The following is a 21,814-nucleotide window of genomic DNA, read 5'->3' as shown; positions in this document are numbered from 1 at the left end:
TACGATTTTCGCTTGTTTTCTAATTGCAACACTAAGATAAGTGAAAAATCTGACACGGCAAAATCCTGGGCAACTTTTTGTTGCTCAGGTACTTAAAAAGTTATATTTATAATAGTGTTGCGGAATTAAGGTAGAAATTTAATCGGTCAGAATCACTGTAATAGCGGTTTGATTGGTATGTCTGACGCATGTTCAGGAAAACAAGTGAAAGAAAGTAAATCAAGTGAAAGAAAAAATACTCAAATGAGTTTAATCTTTCACTTGATTTTTTTATGCTCTATACTCTTGTTTTACTCATGCAATAATCATGAGAAATATGATTTTGAGTCCTCTGATGAAGCTTTGAATGAATACGATAATCTTTATAAGACTGTCAGAGCACAGGGAACATGTAATGCCGAGCAGCTTGCCTCATTTATCAATCTGTGGTATGAATGTTCAGACACAGTATACAAATTCATTCAGAAAGACCCTTCGTTTACGGCTCATGCCGATCTGACCATGAGGTTTGACAGTATAACGGATTCCATTCGCACGAGGCTGATGGAGCTTGCGGACAACTTTACGCTAAGTGATGTGACATACGTCAAACTTCATACTTCTATCTATGGTCAGGATAAGGAACTTGACTCATTAAAGCGACAGGCAACAGTATTCTTTTCCTCATTGGACAGCATTCCTGTATATACCGGGAATATTAGAGACTTGCTTGCCGATTACTCAAAGTTTCTGCTTTCATATAAATTACATGGGGTACACTCAGAAGATGCGCTTCTTCGATTTATCCGTATGGAAGACTTCTTCTTCCGAAGCTTTCTTGCTTCCATTGACGAGTGTTCAGCTTTGGGTATGGCGGATATTACTGATATGACGGCCAATATTTGTGACAGCATTTATAAGGAAGCATCAAATGGTAAAATCAAGGCAGATGAAACTATTACCTATATGTCCATGAGGACAGGTCGCCGTCTGCTTCTGAATGCCAAAGTCTGTCATGAGAAACTGAAATGTGGTATAGTAAAGGATTCGCAATATGCCAATGCTTATTTGTGGATGATGCTACAACCTTATCTCTCGATAGATGCCCTTGCCATAACAATGCTGACACCGGAACAAATTCGGCTTATGACTGATATGGCAAAGGATTATCCGGCTATTATTTCCAGATTGGACAGCAAACACTTAATTGACCGGGATGTGTCCACAAAAATTCCGAATCAGCTAATTCGATTATACATATCAACCATCTAATCAAATAAATATCATGTTACAGGAAGCTATTTTAAAATTCAGATCATCTGGTCCCATATTATTGCCAGCCATTATTGATAATTATTGGCTTGGGGAAATCAAAACTTACGAAGATTATGCTGTACTCCCTTATGAAGTACACGAACCTCAGCCTCTCGAAAAGGTTCTGGACATGTTTGAGATGAATGCGGATCTTGCCATTCTTTACCACATAGTGCCATCATCCGCTACCGCATACGGACATGAATGCTGCGCCTACTGTTATCCGGTGACGGAACGTATGTTCAAGATAAACTGCAAGACACATACGGATGGTCTTATCCATGAGTTGTATGTTACTATCTACAATTCCATTGAGGTTATGTCTGCTGACATTTTTGAGGATTTGCGACTACATGAACGTCGTGGAAAATTTATAGAAAAGCGAGAGCATGTCCAGATAATGAATGACTTCAACTGCGGACTTTGAATGAACAGGCAGACGTATTACCTCATTGCAGACATCATACATAAAAACAGGACATGGATAAAGGTTATCGGCACAGAGAAACTGGTGGAGATGCGAATACTTCAGGATGGAATGTTGAAGCCGCTACTGTTTAAAGCAATCACTTTGAAAAGCTATAGGGAACATTACTGTTTCAAGAGGTCCTGTACCTGGAACATCAATGAATACGATTTGAGAATGGGATTGTTGGCTCTTTGTAAAAAAGATCCTTCAGCCTCTGAACGGATAAAGCATGATGCGCTCACTTTGCGTGATGTTGAATACATTATAGAGAAAGCTTCTTTCGGTATAATAAAACTTGAACTTGACGATTATGAATACTAACAGGAAAATTTATGTTTTTTATTTTACAGTCATCCTGCTGGCTGTACTGGCGATGATGGTATTTGACCTGAATATAATAATCAAGGCAATACTGTGTTTCCTCATATTCTCTTGCCTGATGGTTATGAGAAGCATTAAAAGGGCCTATGACCTGGCCGATGATATTGACCCTGATACGTTGGAAAAGGTGACTTCATTGACTGATGATTATGCTATAGGAGATGAGAAAAGGAATCACGATTCCAATTTGGATTCTTATCTGAATCTTCTCATCGAAACGGATGAGGAACTTTCAAAAGACCCCACTATTGACCAGAAATCGTTCAGCTATAATGTCCAGTTGAACAGGCGCATCGCTGAACGGTTGGAGTCAATCCAGAGAAAAGAGCAGGAACACGTTGAGAATACAAATAACTAAATGGATTCACTATGATACATACATTAACCATCATCCGTTTTTTGTTCCCGTTTTTGCTTCTCCTGGCATTCTTCTGTTTATACAAGAAACAGTACCGCTGCATGAAAAGCTTCATGTGGAGGATGGTTGTATTTGACAGTGCAAGAAAGTTTTATGTAAGTATTATGATGCTTGCACTCATCTTCATTAACTGGTGCTGTTGTATGACAGATCCGAATCTGGCAGTTGGACTGTCAAGCATCCTGACGCTGGCACTTTTAAACAGAAGGATTGCCGATAGTACCCTTCATATTCTGCATGAAAGGAAACGGTTTTGGCTTATCACACTCCTGATAGCAGTGGTATGTTATGCCACTCCTTATATGAACAGCGTGTTCCAGCTTTTTTTCCTGCTAAGTGTGGCAGCTGTCTTTTATCCGTCTGAAAGAGTCCTTCAGCAGAAAAGCGTACTTGAAGACTGCGACAGTTTTAAAAGCCAGGTTGAATGGATAATGAAGAACTACTATTAATGCCACTTACATGTGGAATATATATTCTTTGCTTGCTTGTTTTCCACTTTTTTAATGTAATCTAAAAATGACGCAAATGACTAACAATAAAAACAATTATGCTTCTGAATTGAATGACCCACAAGGCATAGACCGCTCTTTGTTGGAGTATCTGAAGCCTAAATCAGAAGACCGATACAGTAAATTGGAAGCCTATTGTGATCTGCTCACAAGAGCGACATCAGGAACATACTCCACATCTGTTGTGGTAGGAAATCTGAAAATACTCCCCGGCCAGTTTGTTGCCACCATATCTGAGCTTGCGCGGAAATGGCAGTGGCAACGTGCAACAGTCCGTCAGTTCCTGACCGGTCTTGTCAATCTGGGCTATCTTAACATGGAGCAGTATTCAAAAAGCTACGTGTTTTCTGTAAGCCAGAAACAACGTCTTTCTCTCTTTGTTGAGACTCCGTCTGATATATTGGACTTTAACGCACTTCAGTTTGTGCGGTTCCTTAAAGGACGCAATACTTCCAGTCAGGTAGCCCAATCCTATAATAGTTATTTCAATAAGGTAATGGAATTGGCGGTAACGGAAAATGACGGAGGCAGACCTGATTGCCATGTTCTGAAACAGCAGAGTCTGGTATTCGATTCATTGGTAAAGTCCATATTTCAGATATTGAAAATGGAGAAGGAAATGCCTGAAGAAATGACGGATTCAACCGGTCTTCTCTTTGGTAAAGACCATGTCTGGGACTGGCAGAAAGTAATAGACATCCTTGGCATTCTGGTTGTTGCGATACGTGAAAACAGGAAGCCCAGTTATATGGCAGAAACCGTGTCCTGTTATACGAAGGCAGAGATTATTCTCCTTGACAGCATCTTTGAATACTATGTATCTGACCAGGGATCATTTTATTACAATGACCATCCTCGGCCTGATTTAAGCCCCGTGGAGAACAAAACGAATTATAAACCTGGGGGCACTTCCTCTGTTGAACACGGAGCGGATTAAATGCCTTATTAACGATGCACGGCATGTCATACGCTTTTGTACACTTTGTCTTTGTCCCGCAAACGGATGGAGGTAACGACAGGCAGCGTGCTTGCACGTGCCACTTTTTTACAGTCTCGGGAAGCCTAATACCCCGACCGCTATGAAGCGTCGGGAGGGCTGACCAGATAAACAGCAAGCTGGGTCAGTTTTCTAAGTATGCGTATGACCGCAAAGGAGACTGATAAAAGGCTCATAATAACAAAAAAATAGAATTGTCAATATGGGTACTACATCAAAACAAGTCATGGATATAAAGACTTCCAAAGGGCTCTCACAGACGAGCAATGAGGAGTTACGTGCCTGGACGGATAAGGGATGGGAGCAGGCTATGCGTGAGGGTAACTATGACCGCAGCCGTGAGCATCTCAATTTTGAGGTCCAGAAAGGTGGCATTGTTACACCGATAGACAAGAAGCGTCCGCTGACAAAACGCATGGCAGAAAACCTTGCGTCACGTGGCATCAAGGATCCGAACGAAGGACTAGCCGAGCCACGTTTCCGGACTGTGGTCAACTTCATATTCGGAGGCTCAACCGACCGTATGCGTGAGCTGGCCTTCGGCAACCAGAAAGTTGACTTTGAGAGCAAAGGAGGTAACGAACATGTACGGCGTATGCCGGAAATAGAAGAATGGGCTCGTGACATTTATCGCTTCGTGGCAGATAAATATGGAGAGGAAAACATCATTTCCTTTATAGTTCACTGTGATGAGAAAAATCCGCATGTTCACTGTGCTCTACTGCCGATAGACCAGAACGGCAAGTTTGCGTTCAAGCAGATTTTCCATGGACAGAATCGTCTGGAGTTTAAGAATTATATGCTTGCCCTTCACGACGAGCTTGCAAAGGTTAATGAGAAATGGGGGCTTACAAGAGGGGTGTCGGTTGTGGAATCTGGTGCGAGGCATCGCTCTACAGAGGAATACCGACGATGGCTGGCTAACGCCTGTGTGACACTTGAAGCCCAGTTGGAGAACAACAGCAAGTTGCTGAAGTCACTGAACGAGGAACTGGCAATAGCCCAGAAGAAACAGAAGTCATTTACGACCATGATTGATAATCTGAAGACGGAGAAAGACCGTCTTGAAGATGAACTTCGTCCTCTTCGGGCAATGCAGGCCAACAGCGAGAGTATCAGTGCAGAGATAGCACGTAAGATTCAAAATCTCGAATACCAGAAGGCTCAGGTCGAAGCTAAACTGGCAGACAAGGAAAAGAAACTTGATGAGACTAACCGGTTGCTTGAAGCTCTTCGTGAGGATAAGGCTAACATCGAGCAGCAGGCCAGGGAACTGGAAGACAAGGCCAATCAGTCTGAACTTTCATGGGCTCACAACATGAGCTATCACTTGAACGGTACAATGCTTGACACAATGTCACAGGAGTTCACATCCCGCTATCACCATCTGCCGGAGGAAACAAAATCCTTGTTTGACGATACACTGCTCAGTCAACTGGCAGAACAGGGGAATCATGTTGTCATGGTTGCCTTGAACCTTGTGTGCGGTTATGTGGACGATGCTACGACTATTGCCCAGACTCACGGAGGTGGCGGTGGTCCCTCTACTGGTTGGGGAAGACGTCCCGAAGATGATGACCGTGAGTGGGCGCGTAGGTGTCTGGTAATGGCACGCAAGATGTGTGCGCCATCTGTCAACCGGAAGAAGAGAATGTAATGGTAAGCCTTTTGGCTTATGACAGTATCAACAATTAAAGTACAAACTATATGAGAAAGAATATTCTTATGTTTTTAACGGGATGTCTTGCTACGATGACAATCTCTGCAAGTAACACCCATCATAATGCTGACAGCATTTATAAGCAGAATACTTTCAGTCAGGAGCAGATGCTCTTGCCTATGAATCCTACATATCTGAAGAATGTAAGCGAAGCAGCCAACTGGGGTAGAAATTGGTTTATAGAAATTAAGGGCGGGGCTTCAGCTTTTCTCGGATCACCCATTGGTTGCGGTGATGTGTTCGATCGAATAACACCAGCCTTGCAGGTCGGCGTTGGGAAGTGGTTCACACCCGCAATCGGTGGACGTGTAGGTTTTCAGGGACTGACGTTCAAGAACGCTGAGTTCAAATCTATGAAGTATCAGTTTTATCACGCAGACTTGATGTACAATCTGACTTCCGGACTTCGTCAGAATGAGTACGGACTCTCTCTTTGGGATATTGTTCCTTATGTGGGAGTGGGTATGGTTCATAATGCGGACTGGTCTGATCCTTGTTCATGTGCCAGTGGTTCCGATGGCAGCCGTCCGTTCGCATTTACCTATGGTCTGGAGATAGGTTACAGAATTGGCAACAGGGTAAAACTTGTTGCAGGTGTAAGCGGACTGACAACAGCCCAGAACTTTGACAACATTGGTAGCTCTATAAAATTCAAGGATAATATGCTTACAGTCTCAGCTGGTCTTTCCATAACATTAGGAAAGGCTGGATGGAAGCGTGTAGTTGATGCTACACCTTATATCGAGCAGAATGCTTATCTCAAGGATTACATTTCCTATATGAAGGATGAGAATATACGATTGCAGAAAAAATTGTCAGGTGAGAAAGATGTACATGCTGTCTATCCCAAGAATAACTATAGTGGGCTTAATTCGCTAAGAGCGCGATTGTCGGAGAAGAAGTCAGATGCTTCTGAAAGCAAATCTGGGAATGACAGTATAGCCAGAAAGCTGGCTGATGATGCTGAAATCGGTCTTGTGGATGCGCATGCACAGATTGGAGACTGCCACTTGGATTCGCTTTTGTCTGCCGGTCAGAAAATATCTGATAATCTTATGTCTGCAAATAATAATGAATTAGACTCAATAGAAAATTCAGGTAATTCAAAGATAACAGTGGGTATCCCAGTGTACTTCTTCTTCCAGCTAAAGTCAGACAGGCTTGTAGATGAATCCCAGATCGTGAACCTCGATGACATTGCAAAAATATCCAAGGTGCATAATTTAAAAGTGACCATATTCGGAGCAGCCGACAGCGCCACTGGTACACAGACCATCAATCAGGAACTTGCCCAGCGTCGTGCCAGATATATTGCTCAAATGCTTGTGGATAAAGGGGTATCCGAAAGTCTTATTCATCTACATAGCTTTGGTGGAATAGATAAATATAAGGTCAATGACTCAAACCGCTTTGCGGTAGTCATGCTTACTGAATGATAGAAGTTGTTTTTTGTATAAGCTAAAAAGTCTTGAGACTTTCATTAAAATTTAAATCTCATATTTAAAAATTTGTCGAGAAGGTATGCTTGGATTTTCCTTGCATACCTTTTTTATGTGGGCTAACATGGAAATGTTTTTCATACTACAACTTAAATGTTGGGAATTGATGTCTCAAGACAAAATCAGATGAATATCGAAAATGATTGGAAAAGTTGATTTTTGACGATTTTATTAGATGGGAAAATATTCAATGATACTTAAATAATACCTTGTGTTTTTGAATTTATTGAGAAATATTTCCTTGGATAATTTTAATTTTATACCTTTACAGACAAATTATAAAGTATCTTAGAGTTATGTATTATTCAAGAATGATAGACGGATATTTGCTGGAATGGTCACAAAGGTCTTCACATAAACCTTTGCTGTTAAGAGGTGCGCGTCAAGTAGGAAAGTCAACAGCAGTTCGTCATCTGAGTCAGAAGTTCAAGAGCTTTGTGGAGGTGAACTTTGAACGGCAACCTTCATATAAGCAGCTATTTCAAGGCGATATTGATGTGAAACGAATTGTTCCACAAATGGCGGCTATTGCCGGTAAGCCGATAGAACCAGGAAGCACACTTCTGTTTCTTGATGAGATTCAGGCTTGTCCCGAAGCCATCATGTCACTCCGATTTTTCAAAGAGGACATGCCCGAACTTCATGTGATAGCTGCAGGCTCTTTGTTAGAGTTCGCACTTGAAGAACTGCCAACATTTGGTGTCGGCAGGATTCACTCGATGTTTATGTTTCCGATGACGTTCGATGAGTTCCTGCTTGCTAATGGCGAGAATTTGCTTATTGAGGCGCGGAATCAAGCTACGTCATCAGCACCACTGCCAGCTCCTCTATATGAAAAGTTGGTGGGGCTACTCCGTACTTTCATGCTTGTTGGCGGAATGCCTGAAGCCGTGAGCAAATGGGTGGAGACCCACGACTATCTGGCTTGTCAGGAGGTGCAGGATGATATTGTCGTTACCTATGAAGACGATTTTCCGAAATATAAGAAACGTGTTGATCCTATGCTTTTGCGCCTGACCATGCGTAGTGCAGCCGTTCAAGCCACTAAAAAGTTTGTCTATTCTCAGGTCGGCGGCAGTTATAGTACTTCAGAAGTGAAGAAAGCCCTTGAAATGCTTATTCTTGCAGGCATACTGATTCCTGTCACGCATACGTCAGCCAATGGCGTACCTTTAGGAAGTGAGGCTGATTATTCCTATCGTAAGATGCTTTTGCTCGACACTGGTTTGATGTTGCGTCTGTTGAATATGACGACCGGTGATGTAAGTGAGCTGACAACCCAAATCCTAACATCCGATGTTTCAGAATTGGCAAACAAAGGACCAATGGCAGAAATGGTTGCAGGACTGGAAATGCTGCACTACAAAACTCCGAACATCCGCCATGACTTGTTTTACTGGCTTAGAAGGGCAAAAAATTCCTCTGCAGAGATTGATTATCTTGTGACATATAACCAGCAAGTTGTTCCCATCGAGGTGAAGGCGGGAATGCAAGGCGGAATGAAGAGCCTTTGGCTGTTTATGAACGAAAAGCATTTGCACAATGCCCTTAGATGCTCAATGGAGAACTTTGGGAGCTTTGAGTATCAAGATGTCAAGGATAATAATGCAGTACGTCACGTACAAATCTGCCCACTCTATGCCATGTCGCAAATGGATAAACTGCTGAGTGCCTTTGTGTGGGAGAATAATCAGTAGAGTAATGTGTTCCTTATCGAATGGCAAGGCTTCATTTCATGGAATATAACGAAAGACTTTATTTGAACATCAATGTGGAATACTATATTAATTAAAATATTATCGATATGTGGCCTTTTAATTATTTCAAAAAGAAGCGTGAAAAGGAAGAACAAGAACGCCGTCGCGCTGAAGAGCAAGCTAGCCAACAAAAGTTGGAGGAAGAGCGTATTGCACGTGAAAGAGAACGTAGGTTGGAAGAGAACCGTCGTAAAGAACTTGAACGTCAAGCCAAACTGAAAGCAGAACGTGAACAGAAAGAGTCAATACAGCCTTTTACATTTCGTTCCAATTGTCATCAGCGTTATGAAAACGACACTCCTGTTATGGGTTTACAGGAGTGTATTCGTACTGTCAGTATGGTAAAGAACACTGATGGTTGCCCTGGTTACAAGTTAGCCCCCGGCGTTGGTTACATCGTAAAGATATACAATGATGACCTGGGTAAGCCGAACATGTCAGACAAACCTATGAAGGTTGTGAAAAAAACGGCAGACATGGTAGAATTGCGTGGTTTCCCTATCGAGGCACGATCTCCTTTCGGTTGGCAAGAAGTAGATTACAGCGACTATGGTTTTGTAGTTTATTACAAAAATGGGCAAGTGGAAAAGTGTGTGCTTCATATGTATGACCGCAATATACGCCTGGAGTATTTGCATTCGTCAATCATTAAAAAGGAAGAGCCGAAAGAAGATGACAAACCTTTCAATAACAACATCTCAATTAGTGCAGTAGCCAATGGTTTTACATTTAATTTGAAGTTACCAAAGGTTAAGGTTGTCAAACAACCTTATCATGGTGACGCACAAATTATCGAGACGGACTCATCCGCTTATGCTAGAATTGTGAGAAAAGAGACAAACGGAACTGTTACTTTTGATATTAGCAATATAGCAGAACTTCGTTCAAAAAGAATACTTCAGCAGAATCCTACATTTGTTCCACAATTTGATTACCAATCACAAGGTAACGATTTCGAGGCAGCTTCTGCTGAAGTCGGAAATTCTTGGGAATCTGCTTCAAGTGGTAAAGAATATGTTTCATTATTTCAAATAACTCAACAGAAAGGTAAGATTGTTGCATTTATAATCAATAATCTTCCTAATGAAGATGATTTCTATTACTTGATAATGTTTAGTGAATAAAGTATGGCATCTTGGGAACATACAGACATAATCGTTGATGGGCAGCCTGTGAAAGCGCAGGCTCCTATCATCGTGTCGGCAAGTAGAAGTACGGATATTCCTGCATTCTATGCCGATTGGTTTTTTGACCGCTTAAAGAAAGGTTACTCAGCATGGACCAACCCATTTAATGGCGTGAAGTCTTATGTATCGTATGATAAAACTCGCTTTATAGTTTTTTGGTCAAAGAATCCTCATCCGCTTCTTCCATATCTTGATTATCTCAAAGAAAGAAATATAAGGTGCTATATACAATACACATTGAATGATTATGAGAAGGAGGGATTGGAGAAAGTACCTTCACTTTTAAATCGCATTGAGACATTCAAAATGTTATCTGATAAACTTGGAGCGGACGCTGTTGTTTGGCGTTTCGATCCGATGATTCTTACAGATGATATTACTATAGATGACCTTATTAGTAAAGTTGAGAAGATTGGTGACCAGCTCAAAGGATATACGAAGAAATTGGTGTTTTCGTATGCTGACATCAAGCTTTATAAAAAGGTTAAATTGAATCTTGAAAAGAATGGCATTCCATATCATGAGTGGGAAACTGCGCAAATGGAGAAGTTCGCTATGAAATTATCAAAAATGAATAGCGAAAGAAACTGGAATTTCCAGCTTGCTACTTGCGGAGAGCAGATAGATATTGATAGATATGGAATAGCTCATAATAGGTGTATTGATGGAGATCTAATAACTCGCTTGGCGTGGGACGATAAGGTTCTTATGGATTTTATGAAGGTTAAAATTCAGCAGATGCCAGCACCGTCATTGTTTGAAGATTCACCATCATTACCTGATGGTGCAATTATTCTGCCACACAATCAATTCTTCCTAAGTGCTCACAAGAAAGATCCAGGACAAAGAGCCCTGTGTGGATGTATGGCAGCTAAAGATATTGGTGAATATAACACTTGTCCACATCTGTGTGAATACTGCTATGCAAATACAACTAAGCATTTAGCTTTAGAGAATTGGAAACGTCATCAGCAGAATAAAAATGCTGATACAATAACAGGGAAATAATTATGTCAAATTTTATAGATATATTCAGAAGAAACAGAAATATCTCGTTTGTCGGTATGAGAGATGCAGCATTGACTCTTCTTCCTGCTGATCGAACGAGTCGTAATAAGCTGTATCAGGATTTAGAACGAGGTAAAGGCATATTAGATGACGAAGACCATCTAAATATGTATTTACATAGCTTCGGTAAAATGCATAAAGCGAAGCTTGATGCTGCTTTTGGTTGCATTCCTGATATTTCTGAAATCTTCTCAGAAGAAGTGGAGATTTACGATTGGGGTTGCGGTCAAGGAACAGCCTCAGTATGCTTATTGGATTTTCTACATTCAAAGAATATATCACCTAATATCAAGCATTTTTGCTTGGTAGAGCCTTCTTCTGCTGCTGTCGAAAGAGCAACACAGGTTATTGAAAGTTTTAGTTCTGCATATTTCGTAAAGTCCATTACTAAGGATTTTGACTCTTTGAGTCCGGAAGATTTCAAGAAATCGAATATTAGGAAAGTACATCTTTTCAGTAATATTCTCGATGTAGAAGCTTTTGACCTTGCACGATTCATTCACTTGTTCCAACAGCTATTCGGAAGTGATAACTATTTTGTGTGCATCGGTCCTTATTACAGCAACAACAGACGTGTTGATGAATTCGTAGCTGCCACAGCACCTGATATTATGTATGCCACGATGAATAAGGAACGTGGGACATGGCAGGGTGACTGGACAATCTCAATGCGTATATTCTTCAAACATTTCGACCGCATTGAGACCGTTGAGAATATTCGTAAACGTATTGAAGATTCGCATAAGAAAGAACAGTTCTTTGCAGGATTTGTTCTTGATGCTGTCGCAGAGGAATATAGCAAATCTGATAAGGCAGATAATGCTGAAGAACTTTATCGTTCTCTTTCTGCTTTCGATGTCAAATCAAATATACCTCTTGCTTATAATTCAAATACAGACTCCAAACTTGCAGTCTTGGCAAATATCATATCAAGAGGTTTGCCAACAAAGGCTCCGTTGTTATTAGAGAATACTTTTTCTGATTTATTCCATATTTCAACCAAGCCAAAAGAAGAAGCGATACTTGATTATAAATCTACTCATAAAGTTTCGGTGCAGGAAATTTATGAAGCCCTGCATATTATAGATCCTCGTTTTAATGTAGATTTCTATAATGGAGATATGCTTGACAGTTCCTTTGAGAAAGATTTTATTGAAAAATACTTGGAAGGTTCTCAAAGTGAATATCTGATTCAAGTTTTTGAGCCACAACGTAATCTTTCATCAATTGTAGATATTCCTGATAGAAGATTCAGCAAAGATCAACGAGTAGATTTTGCGTTGGAAATTCCTTATGGTGATGCAAGAACCGGCTTCATTCTTGAGATGGACGGTCTGCGTTATCATTCTAATATATTCAGTAGAATTAGCGATGAGCGACGTGACCGAATGGCTCTCAATGGAGGCTGGGATACATATCGTATTGAACAACTGAATAATATGGCGTTCATGCAAAATTGGGAAAGTGACGCTGCTTCAGTTGACTACTTACAGATTATAAAGGCTAATTACAAAAAGGCTCTGTCTGGAAATTGGTTGGACACTTTGCAAATAGTTCTTGCACCAATGGCAATTGCACGAGTAGAACGAATGTTGGTGGAGGCAATGATGTCCGGTGCTCTTAGTCTTGATAGCGATGTATGGAATATTGCCATTGTAGAACGTGATATCCCATGTTCTGCATTGGCTATAAAGGACCTTGCTGAAAAATATAGGTATATTTGTGAATTAGCAGCTTCATCAGATAGACTGCCGGAGATAAAGCTTCAGATCATATCAACAGAAGAATTCAAAAAATCTCCATTGCATTTGGGAAACCGTGTCGCTACTCAAATGCCAGAAGGACATTTTGACCTATGCTTGGATATATCAATGTTACTTAGAGACAACATTGATGCCCTTCCTTTGAATGTCGATGCAGATACTGTCTATCTTATCCGTTCTTCTCATTACAAGAAACGTGAGCGAACAATCTGCGCTGCAGACAATATACAATATCCTCCATTGGTTACAAAAGATGGCACAGGGTCTTATGTAAATATAAAGGAAAGGGAAGATGTCCTTACATATTTCTTGCGTGATATTTTCCGCAAGCCATCTTTCCGTCCTGGGCAGTTGCCTATTCTTAGCCATGCTTTAGCTGATAAAACTACAATAGGATTACTTCCTACTGGTGGCGGTAAGTCTTTGACATATCAGTTATCATGCATTTTACAACCTGGCGTTTCTATAATTGTTGACCCTCTCGTTTCACTTATGGTTGACCAGGTTCGAGGGTTGCGCGAAGCACGAATTGATGCTTGTGAATGTGTTAATAGTGGAATGAATGCCAAAGAGAAGGCTAAAAAACTGAATCTTCTTCAAAATGGTTCTGTCTTGTTCATGCTCCTTTCTCCGGAAAGATTTATGATGGAGAATTTTCGTTCAAGTTTGCTTACAATGACAGAGAAGAATCATGTGTATTTCTCTTATGGCATTATTGATGAGGTTCATTGCGTATCTGAATGGGGACATGATTTCCGTACTTCTTATCTCCACCTTGGACGAAACATGATAAATTTCATGAATACGAAATCAGGTCGTCCATTGTCTATTATAGGTTTGACGGCTACAGCATCGTTTGATGTTCTTGCAGACGTTGAGCGTGAATTGACTCTTGGTGGAAACCTTACTATTGACAGTGAAACAATTGTACGTCCTGAGTCTGATTCACGTCCTGAACTAACATATCGTATTATTGAGGTCTTTTCTAATTTTGATGAATTGAGAGAACCTAATGAGCAGTTCTTGCTTAAAGCAAAATCAGATTGGGAACTTAAAGATGTTGTAGCAACAGCAAAAAAGAATAAGATGTATGAGCTACTGCATGAAATACCTTCAGATATAGTGCAAGTCAATCAGCATGAGACTGAGAAATCAAGGATTGCTCATATAGAGGATTTTTCAGCAGAGGATTTCTATTCGGCAGATAGTGAACAACACTATAAAAATGCTGGAATAGTATTCTGTCCACATGCACATGGAACTTTCGGTGTAGAAGATAATGTTTGGGGTACCAGGACTGGTATCTCCACTGAATTGCGAGAGCATGAGCCAGAATTGTCGATGGGTACGTTTGTTGGCGGTGACAAGCCTTCTGGTGATATGAAGTCATTTAATGAAAATGACCAAAATCTGATGGTGGCCACTAAAGCGTTCGGTATGGGTATAGATAAGCCAAATATCAGATATACAATTCATATAAATCACCCTTCATCCATTGAAAGTTATGTTCAAGAGGCAGGTCGTTGTGGTCGTGATAAGAAGCATGCCATATCTTATGTTTTATATGATCCGACAGAATTCATTGAATTTACTATAGATAAAATAAATGATATTCGATATTTGATGGGGGATGAAGACCCAACATGGCTTGAACGATATATAAATAAGTTTGTTCTTGCAGATGATATTCCTGCATTGTGCAAATATAATAACTGTACCAAAGAACAGACAGATAAGATTCTTGATATTATCAGAAAGCAAGGATTTCTGGAGAACATAGACAAGGACATTAACTTGTGGTTCCATAATAACTCGTTCCGTGGTCTATTCAAGGAGAAGGTCATTCTTGTTGAACTCACTGATAGAATAATCAATGCTAAGCCTACACTTCTAACAGAGATTCAGGCAAAGTTGAGAGACGAAGCAGGAAACGAGGATGTGTGCTTAAAGATAGATACAAGAAAAAATGCAGTTAAAATCGTTTCGGAAGAAGATAATAACAAACAATATGGTTATATCTTCCTCGACAGCCTACGCCCGACTTATAATTATCTAGGTTTTGAATATTCATTATGCTCGTATATATCTAATTGTTTGATCCAGATACTCCAATCATATGAAGATTATTCTCCTAAGACACTTATGCGCCCTTTGGAGGGAGAAGACAATATCACAGAGGGTATATATCAGGCAATGGCACATGCTGACGAAGACGGCAATGCAAGTGTTGTTGTTTCTTGGGAGAATAATGTTCAACAAGATCCTGAAGGTTTTGAAGCTTCAATCAAAAAGGAAATTCTTGCTATATCTGAGGAACAGGGATGGCAAAATATCAATGAGGACAGATACGGAAAGTTGGATTTGAAAAAAATTGGTGATTTTAATGAGTTGATAGCTAAGATAGCCAAATGCTCAGGTGATACTAGATGGCTTCGCAATCATGCAAATAAAAGCATCTATAAAAGGCTACGAATGGCTTTTGTAAGAAAAGAGATAAAGATGATACAGATAAAGCAATATACAGAATGTGCTGCATAGGGCTTGTAGATGATGTGACTATTGATTATCTGTCACAAACATACGAACTTAAAATCCACAAACGAACTGATGAAGAGTTCAAACAGTATATGTTGGATTTCTTCCGTAAGTATTATTCTTTGGAGCAAGCTCAGAAGAAGGTGGATGAAATTGACAAACAGCCAGGGCGTAATTATTTAGACCGTTGCCTGGGCTATTTAACAGCCTTTGTGTATGAAAACCTTGAAAAGAAGCGTTATCGTGCCATCGAGGACATGTGTATAGCATGTGAGGACAGTATCATAGAACGTCAAGCAAATGGTAACGATGAATGGCTGAAGGAGTTTATTCATCTGTACTTCAACTCTAAGTATGCGCGAACCGGCTATGAAGTTAATGGAAAGCCTTATTCCCTGAAGGATGATACAGATATAGAAGGAAAAGATGGATTCGATGTCGTTAAGAAGTATATTGAAATAATTGACCCTGTTAATGATAACTCTGGCAGTGAAGTGGATAATGTCAAACATCTGTATGGCGCGACCTTACTTTGTCTGAGAGCACATCCTGATAATGCTGCTTTGCAGCTTTTGCTCGCTTATTGCATTACTTTTTTAGGCGCAGGGAATAACCAGACACTGAAAAATAATGCTTACAACAATTATATCGAAGGCTTTATGACTTTGTATAATAGGGATAATAAGCAGGTTTGGAGTGACATTGACACTTTTACATCTTATCTAAAAGCCAAAGTTCGTAAAGATGATAAGTTTATCAAGCAGAACTTGGTTGACGATGGTAAGAAAACGATAACACTGTTTGTCCATGAGGATAAGTTAAATGAAATAACAAAGAAATACCTAAAATAATTATATCAAAATGACATACGATATTAACGCTACTTTGGAAAGGTTAGAACAGAACCTAAAGCAACTTGATTCTGCAAGAAAACAAGTTGAAAACACTGTTCAAGCAAGTGAAGGACTGCAAAATGCCGTTGCTGGTTATGTCGCTTCAATCAATTCTCTTGTTAAAGAAATCAAAGAGTGGGAGAAACAATTAGAAGGAGCACAGGTTGGAATTTCAGAAGAAGTGCAGAAGTCAGTGGGTAAAATGACCTCTGCTTGCGAGAATATTACGTCTAGTTTCACATCTTCAGTCGATGCTTCTTTGCAAGAATTTACCGAGCAGAATAACTTGCTATCTGAAAGGGTCGAAGAACTTAGCGCTCTTCGTGAAGAGATAAAATCAACCACAAAAGAGATTCAAACCATTAAAAAGTTTCTTTTTGACATTTCCAAAGATTTGAAAGAATCTCAAAAGGGGCAAGATAATGCCATTGCATCAATCAGTCAAAATGTTGATGACCTTCCCTCAAATATTAAGGAACATGCTGATAGCATTACTACGAAGTTGAATCAATGGAATCAGGAGCTGAAAAAGTTAATAGATGATATTTCTCCAAAGATAAAATCTATTGAAACAAAAGTTGATGCAATTACCAATATAATTAATTGTATACAGACTTCATGCAATACCATTAAAAGTTCAACTGATAATATAATTAACGAGACTAAGAATTTGCAAAATGAATTAGCGACTTCTTCTGAAGCTACGACGAAAGCAATTAACATCAATCGTTGGATTATTATTGCTGGTATCATTATTATTGCTGCTTTGCATTTCATTCGTTAAATAGTAAGCTGTAATTGTATGCACAATCGTCCTATAGCTAAACTCATTAAATGGTTTGTCAAACGTGAGAAAGGCAAATTAGTTGATGCACGTATCCGAAATACAACGACGTTTTGCTTATCTTGATATGAATGACCAAAAGAAAATCCTTTTATTGTTCCTATTTTCCGGTAAATTAAAAAGAACCAAAACAACTAAAATCTAAAATATTTATGAACTCACGTAAAAAATCAATTTTAATCTATTTAGGTGGTATCATAACGGGTATCATTCTTACTTTTGCATTCTTTTTCTTCGTAGCATTAGGAAATACAAACGGAACATCATCTGACAATAATATCGTGATGTTTGAAAAGCCACAGCAAGAAATTAATGTCCATTCCTTTGAGATTATGCAAGTACTTCCAGATGGGAGTGCATTGGCAACGGTAGAAGATATTTCTAATATAGGAATGATTGTTTTATTCCTTGCTGATAAAGAAATTTCATATTATGATAATCAAAAAATAGATGTTCCATCAGACAAACGTGTAATGCAAGTAGGTACTTACAAATACATCTCGCGTAGTGAAATGGAGAAAACTGTTCCGATTGTAGAAATTATGGATAAGTAAAAACTCTTACCATATAAGGTGATATTTAGTAAAAGAACTACCTGTTTCCATAGAGAATACGTGCTGGTGAAATCACCTATATACAAATTTATCCACTTGTTTTAGAACTTCGAATAACGAAGCCTAATACAAGTGGATTTTTTGAAAATACGAGAGGGAAAGATAAGAGAATATTCCATTATCTTCCTCGATGAAAGTGAGTCTCTTCTTGTGCGACAGTTTCCATTTTCTGTTCCTGTTTTTCAGCAATGGACTTGACATCAGCAGTGGCGTTATCAGGCAATCCGTAACGGGTGATGTTCTGTCTGACTTCTTCAGCAGTGACTTTACGCATCACATCATAGGTTCCTCCAACAGACGGGTTATATACCACGGCATAGTGTTCGTTCTCCACCAACAGGTCATCTCCACGGTATTTTGTAGGAGACAGGTAAGTGTTGGACAGGTCTATGGCATCACCGGCATCGTACTCAATGGCTTCCTTCAATAGTGCCTCATAATCGCCCTTTTCTTGTAGCTTGTCAAGTCTGTCTGTGTCTTCACCCATTTGAAGGTAGGCTACAGAAGCATAGTACACAGGCTCTTGGCTATTACTTTGGACTACTTCTATGTTTTGTTCCTGGTCAATTTTCTGTTGCATGGCATCAATACATTTTGTAATCATACTTGATGCCTTTTTCACATCTGTCAGTGTAGTTTTGATGAATTCCGGAGATTCATTCAAGCTGTCAAGCCAGCTTTTGAGGTAACTGGCACTGTCTTCTTTCAGATGCTTGGTCATACCATAGCGTTGTGCAACGAGGGCTGCACTTAGCTCGGCCACAAGCTCTTCCCGGGCATACTCCTTACTACCAAAGGACGTTGGCTGTAGTCTTCCCAACTGATTCTCTGCTCCTGTGGAATGGGTCATCTCATGCCCCAGGTTGGTATAGAATGACTCACCATCCTTGAACTGCTTTTTCTCAGGAACGACAATCTCATTCTTCGAAATGCTGTAGTAGGCACTGTCTCCGTAAGTAGGCTTAATAGGGCAGATCCATTCGTTATCCTTTATTATCCTGTCGATAGGAGCAAAGGAAAATTCTTCACCTTCAGACTGTGGACGTATCTGTTTTCCTTCATCGGCAAGTTTCTTATATAAATCAGGACGAGCTTCCTGAAGATTGGTCTGGTGCACATTAAATACGTTATATACTTGAAGCTTTGGATAGACGTTGTAGCCTTTCTTTTCCTCCTCACTTAGCTGTTTATACTCATCGTATTTAATTTTCTCTTTTGTCTCTTTATTGACAACAGTGAATGTCGTGATGAACACCGGGAAACTCTTTTCTCCTTTCAGGATGGAGACCTTTGGCAATTCTTGCCCATTGTTATCCTTTATCTGCTGACGGACTCCCTGTTTGTCTTTGGTGTAGTTCAGACCGGCCACACGGTCAAAAGTACAGAATACAGGCAGTTTATATCCCTTTTTCTCACAGTGCATCATGAGTAAGAGTGCGTTCATTCCATTGTATTCGCGGCCAGAAAGATTTCTTGGCCAGGAGATGGATTTATCTGTAAACCAAGGCTTCTTCCAGTCGTTCTGCAAGGTCTTGATTTTCTCGATCATCATCTCTGCGAATTTATCCAAGGCCTTATCTTCACTGCTACGGCCATCTGAATTATAAATCTTTTTACCTGTCATAATCATTAGTGTTGGTAAGAGTTAGAGCTTTTCTCCCAAAGAGAGCATTCGCTTATGCGGCATGTAAGGTCAAGTCTGTTATTGTACACACCTAATTCCAAATCCCCCTTAGCATTGATTCCGGCTTTGGGTTGCATCCATGCTTCTTTTCTTTTGTCGAATTGCATAAAGCGTACCCAAGTATAGGTGTAATTATCTCCATCCTTTTCGCTACTATAAGCGGAAAACACCGTAAAGGACTTACCACTTTTAGTTGTCTTGTCCTCAATTTGTTTGCCTAAAGTACCTCTGAACTCCATTGTACCGTTAATGCCGTCGTTATTGCTTGCATTGAATGTGTTAATGCCAGTTGCAGACAGGTTAAGGTATAATGCTTCTCCCTTTTTGTGAAACATTAGAATACCGGCTACTTCAATGCGAGTCCCAACTTGAATTGTTGGTAACTCAGATAGGCTGTTGCAGGTCTTGGCCACACTGATTTCAACTGTCTTGTTAATTCCTGATTTTGCCGGAATAACTATATTGATACCGAATGATGCGAACTGCGTACCTTCTTTGTTAGCACGCATTTGTGCCTGGCGGGAAACGGTGCCACACACGGTTACATTACATTTAATCATAATAAAACGAATTGATTGTTATACTTAAAAAGCAAATTATTTCAACTGTACAGACTCCTGTCTGCCTTGTTGGTTCTCCAGATTGTTCTGATAGTTTTGTGACATCTGCAGCGTGACCACGGCAGAGTTAATAACAGAGGCGATGCTACGTCGTTTCTCATCATCGTTCATCATGGTACTGCCAAGTGTCTGTTGGATCTTGTTTATTTCTGCATTACTCAGTTCTCTGTTGAGTTGTACAACTCCATTGTCTGCATACAGATTGGGTTTACCATCATGCAGGCTTATGGTGCAGGTCTTATAGGATGGGAGGATAGGAGTAAGGTCTATGCTTTTACTGACAGCTGCATCAGTGGCCTTCTGCATCTTTTCCTCCTCACTTGACTTGTCTATCTGGAGGGCAAGAGCCATGAGTGAGGTGAACATAGTCATGGCTATCTCTATTACAGGATCTGCTATAGGCATATTTACCCCACTGTCTTCAGAGGACAGAATTTTCTTCATCCACTCATCCGGACTCATGGCTGTATCTGGCTGCACATTGGCATCGGATTTACTCGCACTCTTGTATTGCGCAGTCAGATCTTTTCCGTTACTGAGAACCTGTAGTGAGATGTTCCCTTTTTGTGAAATCTCAGCAAGATATGCAGCCGGGTCAATATCTCTTTTTGTTCCATCTGTGGATATGGATTTAACTCCAAAATGAAGATGTTCACCAGTAGTCCGATACCCAGTGTTTCCTGAAATGCCAAGCTTCTGTCCGGCAGCAACTTCATCACCGACCTTGACGGATATACTGTCCAGATGCATGTAGGTACATTGATATATGCTGCCATCGTTTCTGTTGTACTCAACTGTAACAGACCGTCCTCCGTTTGTATTAGCATTGCTGTTCACGTTGACAACTTTTCCTTTATCTTCTGTTGCAAGGACTGCCTCATGATTTGTCTGAATGTCAATCCCTTTATGCAACTGGGACTTACTTGCGTCCAAAGGATCCTTTCTTGTACCAAAGGGAGAAGTAACCAGTATAAATTCATCTCTTTTTAACGGGAAGGAATATTTCTTTTCTTCAGTATCCTGCACGGAAACATCATCTGATGTGGCTTGACGGGGATTATCAGTTGTTCCAAAGGATTTACCCTCTGCTTTCATCTCCTGCATTACCATCTGGTCATATTTTTGCAATCCGTTCTTCTCGATAATATTCTGAAGGGTTGCTGCGTATTGTTTGCTTGACGCATATCCTGCATCCTGTAATCCGTTTGTCCATCCTTTGTAGTCATCAGGAGAGAGTTGGAACAGCTCGGCGTATCTTCCGTTCCTTTTCAGGAACTGAGAATGATGCTCATAGGAATCTCCAACATTCGCATACTGGCAAAACTTTTCGTTTGGACGGTCATCGGTATATACAAGATATTTGCCTCCATTCTCAATCCAGCTGGAGGTGGCTTTGATCCCAAAATGGTTGTTTCCCTTACGGGACAGTTCACTCTGGCCACTGGCACTTTCGCAGATACCCTGTGCAAGCGTGACAGAGGCAGGTATGCCATATCTGCGCATCTGTTCCATGGCATACTCTGCATATTGTTGGATATATTCTTGATTCTTTGACATTGCGGT

Annotated in this window: 18 protein-coding genes; 15 read left to right on the top strand and 3 right to left on the bottom strand. The window is 40.2% G+C overall.

Translation table 11 applies throughout. From position 1 onward, the window contains the following. The first annotated feature begins 204 nt into the window (after nucleotides 1-204). From BQ8005_RS06800 to BQ8005_RS06735, 15 genes are all read left to right on the top strand, one after another. Nucleotides 205-1,251: a hypothetical protein gene (locus BQ8005_RS06800; RefSeq protein WP_234984013.1), complete on the top strand. Its 1,047-nt coding sequence runs from the start codon at nucleotides 205-207 to the stop codon at nucleotides 1,249-1,251. Nucleotides 1,252-1,264: 13 nt separating this feature from the next. After that, nucleotides 1,265-1,720: a hypothetical protein gene (locus BQ8005_RS06795; RefSeq protein ID WP_004312132.1), complete on the top strand. Its 456-nt coding sequence runs from the start codon at nucleotides 1,265-1,267 to the stop codon at nucleotides 1,718-1,720. Beyond that, complete coding sequence (locus tag BQ8005_RS06790) at nucleotides 1,721-2,083, top strand: hypothetical protein (RefSeq protein WP_075317529.1); 363 nt, start codon at nucleotides 1,721-1,723, stop codon at nucleotides 2,081-2,083. It begins immediately after the preceding gene. A 124-nt stretch (nucleotides 2,084-2,207) separates the two neighbouring features. Next, nucleotides 2,208-2,501 (top strand): hypothetical protein, encoded by a 294-nt coding sequence (locus tag BQ8005_RS06785; RefSeq protein WP_234984012.1) that lies wholly within the window; start codon nucleotides 2,208-2,210, stop codon nucleotides 2,499-2,501. An 11-nt stretch (nucleotides 2,502-2,512) separates the two neighbouring features. Continuing rightward, nucleotides 2,513-3,010 (top strand): hypothetical protein, encoded by a 498-nt coding sequence (locus tag BQ8005_RS06780; RefSeq protein WP_075317528.1) that lies wholly within the window; start codon nucleotides 2,513-2,515, stop codon nucleotides 3,008-3,010. A gap of 76 nt (nucleotides 3,011-3,086) precedes the next feature. Beyond that, nucleotides 3,087-4,007 (top strand): hypothetical protein, encoded by a 921-nt coding sequence (locus BQ8005_RS06775; RefSeq protein ID WP_075319004.1) that lies wholly within the window; start codon nucleotides 3,087-3,089, stop codon nucleotides 4,005-4,007. A gap of 262 nt (nucleotides 4,008-4,269) precedes the next feature. Next, entirely contained in the window at nucleotides 4,270-5,724 is a 1,455-nt protein-coding gene (gene mobV, locus BQ8005_RS06770) for a MobV family relaxase (RefSeq protein ID WP_075317527.1), read from the top strand. Between the two features lie 50 nt (nucleotides 5,725-5,774). Further along, nucleotides 5,775-7,223, top strand: a complete 1,449-nt coding sequence (locus BQ8005_RS06765; protein WP_075317526.1) for an OmpA family protein — start codon at nucleotides 5,775-5,777, stop codon at nucleotides 7,221-7,223. A gap of 359 nt (nucleotides 7,224-7,582) precedes the next feature. Beyond that, nucleotides 7,583-8,983 (top strand): ATP-binding protein, encoded by a 1,401-nt coding sequence (locus BQ8005_RS06760; RefSeq protein ID WP_075317525.1) that lies wholly within the window; start codon nucleotides 7,583-7,585, stop codon nucleotides 8,981-8,983. Between the two features lie 107 nt (nucleotides 8,984-9,090). Continuing rightward, entirely contained in the window at nucleotides 9,091-10,167 is a 1,077-nt protein-coding gene (locus BQ8005_RS06755; RefSeq protein WP_075317524.1) for a hypothetical protein, read from the top strand. 3 nt (nucleotides 10,168-10,170) lie between these two features. After that, nucleotides 10,171-11,238, top strand: a complete 1,068-nt coding sequence (locus BQ8005_RS06750) for a DUF1848 domain-containing protein (RefSeq protein WP_075317523.1) — start codon at nucleotides 10,171-10,173, stop codon at nucleotides 11,236-11,238. A 2-nt stretch (nucleotides 11,239-11,240) separates the two neighbouring features. Continuing rightward, nucleotides 11,241-15,599: a DEAD/DEAH box helicase gene (locus tag BQ8005_RS06745; protein WP_234984011.1), complete on the top strand. Its 4,359-nt coding sequence runs from the start codon at nucleotides 11,241-11,243 to the stop codon at nucleotides 15,597-15,599. A 14-nt stretch (nucleotides 15,600-15,613) separates the two neighbouring features. After that, nucleotides 15,614-16,447: a hypothetical protein gene (locus tag BQ8005_RS17640; RefSeq protein WP_234984010.1), complete on the top strand. Its 834-nt coding sequence runs from the start codon at nucleotides 15,614-15,616 to the stop codon at nucleotides 16,445-16,447. A gap of 10 nt (nucleotides 16,448-16,457) precedes the next feature. Beyond that, complete coding sequence (locus tag BQ8005_RS06740; RefSeq protein WP_005939472.1) at nucleotides 16,458-17,273, top strand: coiled-coil domain-containing protein; 816 nt, start codon at nucleotides 16,458-16,460, stop codon at nucleotides 17,271-17,273. Nucleotides 17,274-17,485: 212 nt separating this feature from the next. Beyond that, on the top strand, nucleotides 17,486-17,887 hold the full coding sequence (locus BQ8005_RS06735; RefSeq protein WP_005939468.1) for a hypothetical protein: 402 nt from the start codon (nucleotides 17,486-17,488) through the stop codon (nucleotides 17,885-17,887). A gap of 178 nt (nucleotides 17,888-18,065) precedes the next feature. On the opposite strand, the gene BQ8005_RS06730 is transcribed toward BQ8005_RS06735, so the two are convergent. From BQ8005_RS06730 to BQ8005_RS06720, 3 genes are read right to left on the bottom strand one after another with little or no spacing between them, the layout of a single operon-like run. Then, nucleotides 18,066-19,571: an ArdC family protein gene (locus BQ8005_RS06730; RefSeq protein WP_394334096.1), complete on the bottom strand. Its 1,506-nt coding sequence runs from the start codon at nucleotides 19,569-19,571 to the stop codon at nucleotides 18,066-18,068. 5 nt (nucleotides 19,572-19,576) lie between these two features. Continuing rightward, nucleotides 19,577-20,191, bottom strand: coding sequence for a hypothetical protein (locus tag BQ8005_RS06725; RefSeq protein WP_075317521.1), 615 nt, complete (start codon nucleotides 20,189-20,191; stop codon nucleotides 19,577-19,579). A 36-nt stretch (nucleotides 20,192-20,227) separates the two neighbouring features. Continuing rightward, nucleotides 20,228-21,808 (bottom strand): glucosaminidase domain-containing protein, encoded by a 1,581-nt coding sequence (locus BQ8005_RS06720; protein WP_075317520.1) that lies wholly within the window; start codon nucleotides 21,806-21,808, stop codon nucleotides 20,228-20,230. Nucleotides 21,809-21,814 lie beyond the last annotated feature (6 nt).

This window comes from Bacteroides togonis (genome assembly GCF_900130135.1).
GTDB lineage: Bacteria > Bacteroidota > Bacteroidia > Bacteroidales > Bacteroidaceae > Bacteroides > Bacteroides pullorum.
This window is presented reverse-complemented; position numbering and strand designations above follow the sequence as displayed.